At 61.8% G+C, this 13,191-nt stretch carries 13 protein-coding genes; 3 read left to right on the top strand and 10 right to left on the bottom strand.

From position 1 onward, the window contains the following. Window positions 1-100: 100 nt before the first annotated feature. A complete protein-coding gene (locus tag ABMY26_RS35795) occupies window positions 101-772 on the bottom strand; it encodes a phage tail protein (protein WP_372400699.1) in 672 nt (223 codons plus the stop codon). A 303-nt stretch (window positions 773-1,075) separates the two neighbouring features. On the opposite strand from ABMY26_RS35795, the gene ABMY26_RS35790 reads away from it, so the two are divergent. Both ABMY26_RS35790 and ABMY26_RS35785 read left to right on the top strand, forming a co-directional pair. Beyond that, window positions 1,076-1,645: a GNAT family N-acetyltransferase gene (locus ABMY26_RS35790; RefSeq protein ID WP_372400698.1), complete on the top strand. Its 570-nt coding sequence runs from the start codon at window positions 1,076-1,078 to the stop codon at window positions 1,643-1,645. Between the two features lie 142 nt (window positions 1,646-1,787). Further along, window positions 1,788-2,279, top strand: a complete 492-nt coding sequence (locus ABMY26_RS35785; RefSeq protein ID WP_372400697.1) for an RT0821/Lpp0805 family surface protein — start codon at window positions 1,788-1,790, stop codon at window positions 2,277-2,279. Between the two features lie 75 nt (window positions 2,280-2,354). Here the strand turns inward: ABMY26_RS35785 and ABMY26_RS35780 are convergent, their stop codons facing one another. Next, window positions 2,355-3,698, bottom strand: a complete 1,344-nt coding sequence (locus ABMY26_RS35780) for a surface carbohydrate biosynthesis protein (protein WP_372400696.1) — start codon at window positions 3,696-3,698, stop codon at window positions 2,355-2,357. Window positions 3,699-4,009: 311 nt separating this feature from the next. Here ABMY26_RS35780 and ABMY26_RS35775 point away from each other — a divergent pair, with 311 nt between their 5' ends. Further along, window positions 4,010-4,702, top strand: coding sequence for a hypothetical protein (locus ABMY26_RS35775; protein WP_372400695.1), 693 nt, complete (start codon window positions 4,010-4,012; stop codon window positions 4,700-4,702). Between the two features lie 154 nt (window positions 4,703-4,856). On the opposite strand, the gene ABMY26_RS35770 is transcribed toward ABMY26_RS35775, so the two are convergent. The 8 genes from ABMY26_RS35770 to ABMY26_RS35735 form a co-directional block, all read right to left on the bottom strand. Next, window positions 4,857-5,942, bottom strand: coding sequence for an alpha-ketoacid dehydrogenase subunit beta (locus tag ABMY26_RS35770; protein ID WP_372400694.1), 1,086 nt, complete (start codon window positions 5,940-5,942; stop codon window positions 4,857-4,859). After that, window positions 5,935-6,888: a thiamine pyrophosphate-dependent dehydrogenase E1 component subunit alpha gene (locus ABMY26_RS35765; RefSeq protein WP_372400693.1), complete on the bottom strand. Its 954-nt coding sequence runs from the start codon at window positions 6,886-6,888 to the stop codon at window positions 5,935-5,937. Before ABMY26_RS35765 ends, ABMY26_RS35770 begins: the two co-directional genes overlap by 8 nt. An 11-nt stretch (window positions 6,889-6,899) precedes the next feature. Then, window positions 6,900-7,913 carry a kinase gene (locus ABMY26_RS35760; protein ID WP_372400692.1) on the bottom strand — a complete coding sequence of 338 codons (1,014 nt, stop codon included), beginning with the start codon at window positions 7,911-7,913 and terminating at the stop codon, window positions 6,900-6,902. Between the two features lie 62 nt (window positions 7,914-7,975). Next, a complete protein-coding gene (locus tag ABMY26_RS35755; RefSeq protein WP_372400691.1) occupies window positions 7,976-8,920 on the bottom strand; it encodes an NAD-dependent epimerase/dehydratase family protein in 945 nt (314 codons plus the stop codon). Between the two features lie 46 nt (window positions 8,921-8,966). Further along, window positions 8,967-10,130 (bottom strand): DegT/DnrJ/EryC1/StrS family aminotransferase, encoded by a 1,164-nt coding sequence (locus tag ABMY26_RS35750; protein ID WP_372400690.1) that lies wholly within the window; start codon window positions 10,128-10,130, stop codon window positions 8,967-8,969. 175 nt (window positions 10,131-10,305) lie between these two features. After that, window positions 10,306-11,199 carry a GSCFA domain-containing protein gene (locus ABMY26_RS35745; RefSeq protein WP_372400689.1) on the bottom strand — a complete coding sequence of 298 codons (894 nt, stop codon included), beginning with the start codon at window positions 11,197-11,199 and terminating at the stop codon, window positions 10,306-10,308. Window positions 11,200-11,349: 150 nt separating this feature from the next. Continuing rightward, window positions 11,350-12,177: an NAD-dependent epimerase/dehydratase family protein gene (locus tag ABMY26_RS35740; protein WP_372400688.1), complete on the bottom strand. Its 828-nt coding sequence runs from the start codon at window positions 12,175-12,177 to the stop codon at window positions 11,350-11,352. Next, a complete protein-coding gene (locus ABMY26_RS35735; protein ID WP_372400687.1) occupies window positions 12,158-13,123 on the bottom strand; it encodes an aldo/keto reductase in 966 nt (321 codons plus the stop codon). The genes ABMY26_RS35740 and ABMY26_RS35735 overlap by 20 nt, the downstream gene beginning before the upstream one ends. Between the last annotated feature and the right edge of the window lie 68 nt (window positions 13,124-13,191).

Genomic DNA, 13,191 nt, shown 5'->3' with positions numbered 1-13,191 from the left:
CGGGCTCAAGTTCTGAAATCACGGCTGTCGTTCCGGTCATGCGGAGCCAGTGCGCCGCGTCCGTCCATCCGGTGTTCGACGATCGGGGAAGGCGTCCGGATCAGTCGCGCATCGGGAAGATGCCGCTGGTCACGATCAGCATGGTCAGGGCCAGATAGGGCTGCAGGTTGTTCACCGGAGACGGGTTGGTGACGCCGCCGCCCGCCCCAATGCTCACCGTGCCCGTCAGTCCGCCCATCGTAACGGTGCCGGTGGCCGAACCGACCAGGGCGGAGCCGCTCGGTGCGGTGCCGGAGCTGTAGGGGCCCTCCATGGTGATGCCGGAGCCGTTGGGGTCGTTGATCTGGAAGGCGCCCAGATAGTTGCTGCCGCTCGCCGGGATGTTGCTGCCGCCGACGACGGTGCTCACCGGGATGGCCGCAGCGGCGGTGACGGTCGCGCTGGTGCTGCTGCCGACCGGAGTGAAGGTCGCGGCGTGTACGTGCGCCGGCAGGTTCTGCTGGGTGAGCGTGTTGTTCGCGACGCCGCCGAAGTTGCCTGGATTGAGCGTCTGGTTGTTGAGATAGGGGCTGGTGCCCGAACCGACCATCACGCGGCCGCGCAGGTCCGGAAGGTTGAAGTTGGTCGTGCCGTTGCCGCCGTACATCGCGCCGGTGACCGCGAACAGGGCCTGGTTCTGGCCGACCTGCATCTGCTGGCCCAAGCACTGCGCCGTGTATTGCGGAGCGTAGGCGCCGGTGAACGGGAAAACCAGACCGAGGTAAACTTCCATGGCGAAACCTCCTGAATATGAAACCCGTTGCGACGAGCTGTGAGCGGCGCCCCTTCAAGGACGCATCACCCCGCCGAATGCGATAAAATCATGGCGATACACTCTCCTATCGGGCTAGGGAGCGGCAATGGTCGATACAAAAAGTCACTTTCCTCCATGAAACGTTCTGTCGATCCCGCTATGATTGCATGCCCCGATATGTATGATGGGTCGCGCCGATGGACCGGGCAGCGATTCTTGCGTTGGATGCACGTCTTCGGCTATGCAGAACTCTTGCATGTGCTACCGGGAAGGGTGTGGCCGATGGCCGTTCTGAATGGGTCGCTGCCTCTGCTCGGCGGGCTGACGGTGCGTTTCCCACGCCCGTCGGACGATGACTTCCTGCTGGGCCTGTTCATGGACGCGCGCCCCTGGCTGGGCAAGGCGCACCACGACCGCGACTTCATCCGGACGCTTTACGAACAGCAGTACAGTGCACGGCGCATGGGGCAGGAAACCCGCTATCCGGAGCATCTCGACTTCGTCGTCGAGAAGACGGGACAACCGGTGGGGCGGATCGTCATCGATCTCGGCCGCTACGACTGGCGGGTGTCAGAGGTGGAGATCCATCGTCTGGCGCGCGGCAAGGGCATCGGCACCGATCTGCTGCGCAGCTTCCAGGGAACGGCGGCGCAGATGCGCATTCCGATCACCCTGTCGGTGGCCGAGATGGACACGCGCGTCCACTGGTTCTACCACCGGCTCGGCTTCGATCTCCTGGCGAAGACGTCCCCGTCGCTGGAACTGATCTGGCTTCCGCCGGGCCATCCCGGCATTCAGCACCTGCCGCCGCAGATCCTGCCCGCCCAGATGCGGCAGGGCGGAGCCTGCTGACCCGGATTGTCCGCGGGGAGGTCCCCGTCCCGCAACGCTTGCCACTACCGCTGGCCTGCAGCCGTTCCACCAAGGACGTCTGCACAAACGGCGGCGCTTGCGCTATGATCGGGGAACAATCCTCGGAAAGAGAGAGCCTCCGATGCGTGCCCGTCCCTGTTCCACCCGTATCGCAGCCGTCGCTGTGCTGGCGTTGTCCACCATGTTGGCAGGCTGCCAGACCGGATCGATGGGCACCAAGGAGGGCTTCGGCACCGTCGGCGGCGCCGTCGCCGGCGGCCTGATCGGCTCGCGCTTCGGCGGCGGCTCGGGCAAGCTGGTGGCAGTCGGCATCGGCACGCTGCTCGGCGCCTTCGCCGGGCGGGAGATCGGTTCCTCGCTGGACAAGGCCGACCAGGCCTATGCCGACCGTGCCGCGACGCAGGCCTATGCCGCGCCGATCGGCCAGCGGATCAGCTGGAACAACCCGCAGTCCGGCAACCAGGGCACCATCGTGCCGGTGCGCGACGGCTATGACGGCTCCGGCTCCTACTGCCGCGAGTTCCAGCAGAGCATCGTCGTCGGCGGTCGCACCGAACAGGCCTTCGGCACCGCCTGCCGCCAGCCCGACGGGTCGTGGAAGATCGTGGGGTAATACCAGCGGCACTGGTCATTGACCTGTGCCGCTGGAGGGCCGCGACGGCGGCCCCGCGGGCCCATTCCCGTCGGGTCAGGCTGGACGCAGAACGAAAACGTCCCGGGCGGGATTGGCAAGGCGCACAGGAGGGAGTGAGGGCAGGGCACGGCGCAGAGCGTCGATCATCTGTTCCACATCCTCGAGTCCAGTGTCAGGGAACTTGACGCGGATGAATTCATTCTTGAGGAACGGCTCAGCCACATAGGGCGCTTGTGCATAGGCGTCGAGGTCGAGGCGCGCCTCGCCCGTGGCCAGTAATTCGGGGGCCCAGGCACAAAGGGCATCGACCATGCGTTCGGCTGAGAGTTTGAAACTGCTGCGATCCACATAGTGGCCATAATGGTGACCGTCCGACAGCAGATCCCGTTGCTGCCTCCGCGGTCGGTCGCGGAGGATCTGGTCCAACCATGCCGCTGCACCATCTGGATCGGTCACGATGTCAGCAAGCGCGTTGGGCAGATAAGGGTCGAAGACCGGATCGTGGACCATGGCATTTGCCAGAATCGGCGTTCCCAGCTCATGCGCCTCGATCGCCGTTGTGCATCCGTTCTGCAGCATGGCAACGGCTGCCCGCAACCATGTGTCCACTGGTTCGGACGGGGGCGATATGATTACATTGGAAATATTCCCCAACGGCGCACGGTAAGACTCCGGCCGTTCCTGCGGATGTGGGCGGACGATGAAGTTAATCTGCGGGAAACGGCTGGCGAGCTGTGTGACAAGGCCGATCATGGCATTCATGGCGCGGCGGTCATGCTCGATGCGCTTCAGGACGAACTCTTCATCCTTGTCGGTCCGGATGTACCCGGCATCCCTCAAGATCGCCAGAAGGCGTTCGTAGGGCATGTGAATGTTGCCAAGAGTGAAATTTGCATTGACCAGGACAAAATCGCCGTAGGCTTGGCGAAGTTCTTCCGCACGCCGCAGAGACTCCAGGGAAAATTCGGGCCGCAGGAAATCAAGCCGCGGAAGGCCGACGATCCTGCTGCGCCGTGCGATGTCCGGGTCGATGGCCGTAAGGATATCGACCGCATCCTGGCCGGGAGCGAAGATTAGGCTGCTCCCCTCGATCGCCTCGCGGGACAGGAAGCGGACGAGGTCCTGGCGGCTCAGATAAACCAGGATTTCCTCATCCATCGTGGCCACGACATGACCGTATGCCCGGTATTGCCGGAAATGCCGAGCATCGACCTCGTTGAGTGACTTGCCTACGACAATCCCGGGACACAGCCCCGAGGCAACATTGTTGAAGGCGTCTTTTTGCGCCAGACACACCGAATAGCCACGCGCGCAGGCGAACAGGGCCACAAGCATCTTCGACTTGAATTCCCGAACTTTTATTTCAATCGGCAGATATAACGGCGGCAGGGTCGGCATAATGGGCAATCCACTCCGTTTCTTATCGTAGGATAATTTCTAACGATTGGCAGAACGTTAACAAGCAGGATGGCGCCGACTGTTCATCTGTAAGCGTGCTCTCCATTCGGTTCCCGCCTTCTGCGGGGCCAAGAAAATCGTCTGCCAGACAAATTATAAAGAGGATAATAGAAGTTTTGATTCCTTTCTTTTTAAATCATCTGTGATGTTGGAATATTATGAGATGATTAACCAATCCCACGCTAATTGAAAGGCGACAGAAGCAGAAGCCTGGGGCATACAATTGCCGGCCCCTGGACACAGGAGGTCCCATGATCCGCACGTTCATCGGTTATGACCCGCGCGAGGCGGTGGCCTACAATGTCTTTGCGCATTCGATCCAGACGCGTGCATCTCGCCCGGTCGCAATCATACCCTTGATGCTCACACAGTTGCAGGATGTGATGTGGCGGGAGCGCCATCCCCTGCAATCGACGGATTTTTCCTTCTCCCGTTTCCTGGTCCCTTACATGGCCGGCTATGAAGGATGGGCGCTGTTCTTCGACTGCGACATGCTGATGCTCGACGATATCGCTCGCCTGTGGGACCTGCGCGACGACAGATACGCGGTCCAAGTTGTCAAGCATCGGCACGAGCCGAAAGAAACGGTGAAGTTCCTGGATGCGCCGCAAACACGGTACGAGAAAAAAAATTGGTCAAGCGTGATGTTGTTCAATTGCGCGCGCTGTTCGATGCTGACGCCGGAATATGTCAATGACGCCCCGGGAACTGACCTTCATCAGTTCAAGTGGCTTGAGGATGATTCCCTGATCGGGGAAATTCCCCATCGCTGGAATCACCTTGTGGATTACGATGAGCATATTCCAGCAGAGCAGCTTTCCAATCTGCACTATACGATCGGCGGCCCTTACTTCGATGAATACCGGAGCTGTGGCTACGCCGACCTGTGGATAACCGAACGGGACCGCATGCTGCATGCGACCCAGCGTTACCCTCAGAGCTGATCGGTTCGGTAATGGCGCTATCGCGGCATAAAGCCTGACGGTGTCATATCAACGGCTTTTGATGGTGACCCATCAAAAGCCGTTTCCTCGATCGCCGGCGGAGCCGCCGTCGCGGCCCTTTGGCGGCACAGGTCAATGACCAGTGCCGCTGGTATCAGAAGGGCCCCCGGAACTGGATCTGGTGGGCCAGCTTGGTCCGTTCGGGATCCGGCGACCATCCGGTCGGATCCCAGCCAAGCCACTTCTGAACCAAGGCCACGAGAGTTTCTACATTGGGATAGAAGCGTTCTTCCAGAGCCGGGGAGGGAGGGCAGGTGGTCGGGGCGAACCCCACCCGCTTGACCGCAATCGATGCCTCCGGCTCCGATCGCTCAAGAACCTGGGCGATGATCTCTGCCCCGGCGCCGCACATGCTCCAACCATTGTCCGCTACCAGCAGGCGGCGTGTCCTGAGCGCCGAGGCCGCGATCGTGTCGATATCGAGCGGAGAGAGCCAGATCGGATCGATCACTTCCACCGAGATTCCGAGATCGGCCAGAAGCTCGCGCGCCCGCAAGGCCTCCAACACCATGTTGGACACTGCGACGATGGTGACATCCTGACCGGCCGCAACCACGCGCGCCTTTCCCGGTGCAACCTCGTACGGTTCTTCCGGCACAAAGGCTTCCGTCGGATAGAGAAGACGGTGCTCCATGACGATGACCGGATTGTCGTCGCGGATCGCGGCGATCATGCAGCCTTTCGCGTCATAGGCGTTGGAAGGAGAGACGACCTTCAGGCCGGGGACATGCATGAACATCGAATGCAGGGCCTGGGAATGCTGCGCACCCTGCCCCCAGGATTTGCCGATCATTGACCGGACGACCAGAGGCACCTTGACGGCTCCCCCATACATCGCATGCGCCTTTGCGGCGATGTTGATCAACTGGTTCATGCACAGCAGAAGAAAATCCATGCGGATATGGGTGTGGATCGGCCGCATTCCGGCCATGGCCGCTCCGATCGCCACACCGGTCATGGCATCTTCGGAGAGCGGGGTAGTGAATATCCGCTCCGCCCCGAACCGCTGCAGAAGCCCGCGCGTCGACCCTTGGATCGCCTTATGGTCGTCGACATCCAGGCCGAACAGGAACACGTCCGGATCGCGCTCCATTTCCTGATGGAAGGCTTCGGCAAGCGCGTCGACATAGCGCAGAACCCGCTGCCCGGTCGGGGAACGGGTGTCAGCAGCCTCAAGCATAGGTAAAGGCCTCCAAATCGTCGGGGCTTGGAAATGGGGCGCTTTCAGCCCAGGCGAAGGCAGCGGACACCTCGGCTTCGACGTCGGCGTCAATGGCTATGCGGATGTCCTCCCGTAGCATGGCGGCCAGTCGGGGAATCTGATCGTTCTCCAGCCATGGCAGCACCTCGCCGCGATCGCGATAGCCCTGGTCGAAATCCTCGTTGGGGCCGACATGCTCGCGCCAGCGATAGCAGGTCACCTCCATGAAGGCGGGTCCATTGCCGGCACGGATCCCGGCGATTGCCCGTTCCGCGCCGGCGCGGATGGAAAAGACATCGCCATCGCCGATCTTTTCGGCCGGAATGCCGTAGGTTGCGACGCGCTCGCACAGGCGGTCGGTAGCCCAGCGTTTCGAAAGAGGTTCGTGGATGGCGTAGCCGTTGTTCTCACAGACGTAAAGGATCGGCAGTTTATGCAGTGCGGCAAAATTGATGCTCTCGGAAAAGCAACCTTCCTCCGTTGCGCCATCGCCCAGGAAACACACCACGATACGCCCCTGCTTCTGGCGCTTGGCAGCCAATGCGACCCCGGTGGCCACCGGGATTCCGGTTCCGACCACCGCGGAGGCCCCGAGTACGCCGGCAGTCATGTCCACAAGATGCATCGAACCGCCCCGTCCACGGGCGCAGCCGGAATCCTTGCCGTACATTTCGGCGATCATTGCCGGCAGATCGCCTCCCTTGGCGATGTAGGCGGCATGGCCGCGATAGCCGGGTGCGACAGCATCGATCGGACGCAGGAGATCGCAGACGCCGACCGCGACGAACTCCTGACCGATCGACAGATGAATCGGACTCTTAATCTTGTCGGACGGATAGATGCGGGCCGTTTCCTCCTCCGTCCTGCGGATCAGCCGTAACATCCGGTACAGGCGGGCTACGGCAGCGGAATCGATGTGCTCCATCGGGACGGTTCCTACTGTTGCTGGCAGTGGTCGAAGTCATCGGGCTCATAGACGACGATCCGACTGCCTCCGGCCTCAAAACGGAAGTTTATGGCAATGTGGTTGCGGAGTTGCCGCTGGACCTCCTCCTGCCGGTGGAGAGGCACGTACAGCAGCAGGAATCCACCGCCGCCGGCGCCCAGCAGTTTTCCGCCCAATGCACCGGCCGACCGTGCAGCGGCGTACATCTCGTCCACCATCGGGTTGGAAACGCCACTCGACAGGGATCGCTTGATTGTCCAGCTGTGATGCAGCATGCGGCCGATATCGTCCAGATCCGCGGAGGTCCGGCACAGGATGTCGACGGCCTCGTCGACCAGGGCACGCAGCCCCTCCAACTCGGATTGGCGACGGTCAAGATTGGCGATCTTGTCTTTCTCGATATCGGAGGCGTAGCGCGACTGCCCCGTGTAATAGAGGACAAGACGTTGCTGCAGCTGGTCGCGGCGGTCATGTGGAACAATCAGGGGCATCACCTCGATTCCGCCATCGGGTCGGAAGTCGATGCGATTGAGTCCACCATAGGCGGCCCACATCTGGTCCTGGCTGCCGACATGCTCTTTAAGGATGTCCTGCTCGACACGGATGGCAGCCTGCGCAAGCTCCCATTTGCCGATCATCTGGCCACGATACGCGTACAGCGCATGCAGCAGGCCTACGGTGAAGGACGACGAGGAGCCCAATCCGGAGCGCGCGGGAAGATCGCCATCGTGATGGATTTCCAGCCCGTTGGCGACACCCGTCTCCGTCAGCACCGCCCGCACCACCGGATGACGGATTTCCTGAATATCATTCACCAGCTCGACGCATGAATAAACAATCCGATGCTTGTGGCTGAAGAAGGGGGGGAGCGTCCGCAAGCTGATATAACAGTACTTGTCGATTGCTCCACCAATCACTGCACCGCCATGGCGCAGATACCATTGGGGCAGGTCGGTGCCTCCGCCGAACAAGGACACACGGAACGGGGTGCGGCTGATGATCATGGCATGACGGCCTTTTCCCGCAGCGTTACGGCATGGTGTCGGAGCATGGAGCGGGGCCCGGCTCAGACATTGCCATGCACGGCATTCCGGACCATGCGATAGCCTTTGATCAGCTCGAGGATGCCATCGTCGAGCGAGAAGGCCGGTCTGTATCCCGTGGCCTCGATGCGGGCGTTGGAGACGATGTAATCGCGCTTGTCCGGATCCTCGCCAATCGGGGCTTCTAGAAAGACGAATTTGGGCAGATGCGCGCGGATACGCTCGCACAGCTGCCACTTCGACAGGTTGGCATCCGACAGGCCGACATTGTAGGGGCGGCCCTGCATCGTCTCGAAATTGGCCAAGCCATGCAGAAAGGCGCGGGCGACATCGCGAATGTGAATGTAGTTGCGGGTAAAGTGCGCCTCGAACAGGACTACCGCGCTGTCATTGACGGCGCGATGGACGAAATCGTTTACCAGCAGGTCAATGCGCATGCGGGGCGCCATACCGAATACGGTGGCCAGCCGGAGGCTGATGGCGTTGCCGCGTTCCAATACGGCGGCTTCCGCCTCCACCTTGGTGCGGCCATAGAGCGACAGCGGACGCAAGGGGCTGTCTTCCGTGCAATGCTTTCCCGCCTCGCCGATGCCATAGCCGGAATTGGTGACCGGCATCAGGATGCGCTGTTCGGGGGAAAGCAGCTTGATCAAGGTGACGACCGCATCACGGTTGGTGCTTTCCGCCGCCAGCCTGTCGGCATTGCACAGCGGTGCCCCGACCAGGGCGGCCAGGGGAATCACCACGTCGGCACCCGCAACCAATGGACGGAGCGTCGCCTCGTCGCGGGCGTCGCCGCGGACCACATCGAAATTCGGATGGATGCAGACATGGTTCAATGGAGATTGCCGGAACAGGAAGCTGTCCAGCACCGTCACCCGATGCCCGGCTTCCAACAACGCCGGCACCATGATCGAGCCCAGGTAACCGGCACCGCCTGTGACGAGAATGTTCAGGCTGTCGCTCATCTCATAATCCCATGATCATAGTTTTCAGCGAAGGCGGTGGAGCCGGTCAGAAGCGGTCTAGCACTTCTCTCAGGCGGACGATCTGAGGAGTCAGGTCGAACGGATGGTTGCCGACGAAGAATCCGAGTTCATGGGCGGTGATCGCGTTTTCAATCGAGCCGACGACTTCATAATCATAATACTTCATGACGTCGTGCCGCAGAAAACACCCGCCCGTAATGATACGGAAGCCGATGTCGGCTTCTTTCAATGCGGCGAAGATTTTCTCCCGATCCAGGCTGTGTTTCGGGTTGAGGATCACGGTGAAGCAAAAGCTGGAGGATTTGCCATGCTCGCGCTGAATGATGAAGCGGTCGTCGCCGGCAAACAACTCCTGGAACAGCGCCAGATTGCGCCGGCGGGCGGCAGTGAAACCCGGCAGCTTTGCAAGCTGGCAGCGCCCGACGGCGGCTTCGAGCTCCAGCGGACGGACATTGTAGCCTGGCAGGATGAAGCGGTAGGCTTCGAAATGATCGCTGGATTTGCGCTGGTACAAAGCCGTGTCGGCCGGCAGATCACGAGTCCAGCCATGGGCGCGCAAGGAGCGGCAGAGATCGGAAAGCTCCCGATCCCGGGTCAGGATCATGCCGCCTTCCATCGTCGATATATGATGAGAGAAGAAAAAGCTGAAGGTGTTGAGGTCGCCGAAAGTACCGGTCTTGCGCCCGGCCAGCTCGGCATCCATCGATTCGCAATTATCCTCCAGGACATAGAGCCCATGGGCATCGGCGAAATCGCGGATGATGTCCAAAGCCGCCGGATTGCCTAGAATCGACACCGGAACGATCATGCGCGTGGAGGGCGTCAGCGCCCGCTCCAGCTGGGCCACATCGATATTGAGCGTTTCCAGGTCCACATCGACGAAGCGAAGCTTCAGCCCGTATTGCTGCAGGGGGTGATAGGTCGTGGCCCAGGAGATCGCCGGCACGATTACCTCATCGCCCCGCTGCAGCGGCCGGTCGGACTTGTAGGCCAGGGCGGCGGTTGCCACCAGATTTGCGGAGGAACCGGAATTGACCATGATCCCGTGATCCATACCGAAGTAACCGGCGAACTCCCGTTCGAACGCCAAGACCTGCTCACCCATGGTATAGCGGCCCGAGGCGATGACATCCGCCATGGCCGCTTTTTCTTCCTCGCCCCAGGTGGACGCTGCCAGTTCGTAGAACATCGCGAGAGTGGCCTCTGTCCTGGTTGTTCGCTTCATGCACCTGCCGAGGGTTCATATCCCATCGGTCATTGAAGTGGAAAGTTTTCCAGCCGCGACGGACAGGCGCCATATCCGGAGCATCGCCAGAAAATTCCTGCCGGCTCCGCTTTCCTGGAACCCCAGGCGTCTCCAGGGTTCAGCTTTCCCCCGCATTCATCTGACGCGCGCGCGCGCGCAGCGCGTCGTTGCCGAATTTCTCCAGGAAAAGCCGGATTATCATGCGTACGCTCGCATGCGAGACATGCCTGGGGTTGCCGTCATCGACACCGAAGACCGGACCCGTATGGGACCCGAGCCACCGGACCATCTCGAAGGATGGCCAGTACCAAAGATTCGGCGTCCGATCCGCTTCGATGTAATGCGCGGCCAGGCGCATGATCGATTTCGAAACGCAGTCGGCGGCGAAGGAGGAAGGGAAATCCCGCGGGACACCTCCCAAGGGTACGGGTGAAACGGTCAGGATGAAGCGTGCGTTCGGGTTGATGCGCGAAATCGACCGCAGGATATAGCGCATGTTGTCGGCATTCTCTTCCGGCGTCGTCATCCGCAGCCGCCGTGCGCGTGCCGTCCTTTCCAGGGGCAGGAACAGCCCGCCCAATTCATCGAACGGGCACAGGGCGACGCCAATCGTGAAGATTAAGATGTCCGCCGTGTGCAGAAGGTCGCGGAACTCCGACAGGCTTACGCCGCGCAGGATTTCTGCGACGAACCGCTCGTTCTCCGCATCCAATGGCACGGCACCTAGGGCCAGGTCGATCAGGAGCCGGTTGTGGAAGGTCGTGTTGTTGAATTCGACTAAGTCGGCATGAATGCATCGGCACCCGAACGCCTGCAATTCCCGGGCGATATTTCCGGAAAAGCAGGATCCCTGGGTCAGGATGACCGACTCCGGAGTCACGAACGGCTCCGTTGGCCCGATCTGCGCAACCATCATCTCCCGTGCAACCCGTTCCGGCGACCCGAACAGGTCGTGGCTTGTGGGATAGCGCCAGGGATTGGCATGCAGCGGCGGAGAGATCGGTTCGGTCATCGCATTATCCAATGCCAGACAAGGCGGGGATCGATCGCAACCGATGCCGCCGGGGATGGAGCATGGTCGAGTGTCCCCGGTCCTGCCTTGCTGAATTCTTAATTGAATCCTGCCCGCAGGGGACCGAATCCACCCAGGCTTCGTCGAGCGTCATACCGCTCGGTCCCGCACCGTTCGGAAGAAGGTCCTTATCGCAGACAGAGAGCTGCTGCGCAGACCGGGCAGAATCTCCGCGGCCTTGTCTATGCAGGTCCATGGAACGGTGTAGTCGATTGTCCCGAAGCGGGGAGTCCGGCCGAAAGCGGCGGCGACCTCCCCCAGCGATACGGTATCCTCGCGGCCCAGGTTGAAGATTCCCGACCGTTCCTGGTGAAGGCAGGCGACGATGAAGGCTGCGACATCGTCATGCAGGAGACAGTTGAACCGCGAGGCCGCGGTCAATGTCAGCCGCGGCTCGTCCGCAGTCAGAAGGCGGATGATGTTGTTGGCCCTGGCGTAGCGGCCCAGAAGGGTGGTAGGACGAAGGATCAGATGTCGGCGGCAGCGCTCGCGCACCACGGCCTCGGCCATCATCTTGGCCGCGCCGTACGCATTGCGGGTGGCGTCGAGGGAAAGGGGGATCTCTTCGCGCGATGGTCCCCCGATCACCGGATACAGGTCGACGCTGGACAGGAACACGAACAGGCCGTGGGGGATACGCGTCAGCCGCTCCGTCAGCAGGATGTTGTCGTCGACGAAACGGAACGCCTGTCCATCGCCGACGGCCGGCAAGGCGTTGGCGGCACAATGAACGATCAGGTCGAACGTCTCTCCTTCCAGAGCCTCGGCGCGATCCCCGCGCAGGAAGGGACGGGCGCCGAACCGCTCGCACAGGTGGCGTCCGAGACCGCTGGCGGCTCCGGTGACCAGAACGCGCCCGAGATCGACCGGTGCCAGCGGCCCAGAGGGGCCCGACGCCTCAGGAAGCCCGGCGCACAAGGAAATTTTCCCGTTGGTTGATGTCCAGAATGGCTGAAACGGCTGCTGCCGAGAGGCGGCCGAAGCCACTGGCGACCGCATTGGTTTCGGCCTCCGCCGGTGTCAGGATGCCTGGAATGACGGTGGATACTGCATCATGGGACAGGCAGAAACGCAGCGCGACCTGTCCGGGGGCCTGAACGGCCGGCGCATCGGCCGCGGCCAGAACGCGGGCCGCTCCCCTCACCCAGGCGGCGATCTGGGCCTGCGGCCAGGCGCTGCGATGGTCCTCGGGCGGAAACCGCGCGTCTTCGGTCAGCGTACCGGTCAGGAATCCGAAGCACAGCGGGGTCCGGGCGATGACGGCGACCCCCCGTTCCCGCGCATGATCGAGCAGGCCGCACTCGAACGCCCTGACATCGAGCATGTTCAGGTTGACCTGAACCACCGGCGGATCGAACGTTCGGATCATCGCGAGCGCTTCGGCCGGCGCCTTGGGCGAAACTCCCCAGGCTCGGATATGGCCGGCTTCCTGCAGCCGATGCAGTTCGGCGGCCACGTCGTCGGTCAAGGCGGCGGATGGAACGGAATGGAGTTGCAGCAGGTCGATCCAGTCGCATCCGAGACGGGCAAGGCTGCTCTCCACCGACCTGCGGATGGCCATGGGGGAAAAGTCGGGAGCGGCCGACCAACTCCGGTATCCAGCCTTGGTTGCGATGACCACATGGTCGCGACGTCCCCGGAACGCGCGGCCTATCAGCGATTCGCTGCGTCCGTCACCATAGGCCGGCGCTGTATCGTAGAAGGTGATGCCGTGATCGAAGGCCCGGGACAGAGCATCCAGCGATGTCCGTTCATCGACGTCGCCATAGGAGGTCGGGCCGGCGGTCGTTCCACCGATGCCCCAGCCGCCGAAGCCGATTTCGGAAACCTTGATGCCGGTGCTGCCGAGATCGCGGTAGAACATGGGACGGGATGGCCTCGTGGTGACGCGGAGTGGCGGAAGCCTGAGGGGGAGGCCTGTGCAACACAAGC

It is taken from the genome of Azospirillum sp. HJ39 (genome assembly GCF_041507355.1).
Lineage (GTDB): Bacteria > Pseudomonadota > Alphaproteobacteria > Azospirillales > Azospirillaceae > Azospirillum > Azospirillum thiophilum.
This window is presented reverse-complemented; position numbering and strand designations above follow the sequence as displayed.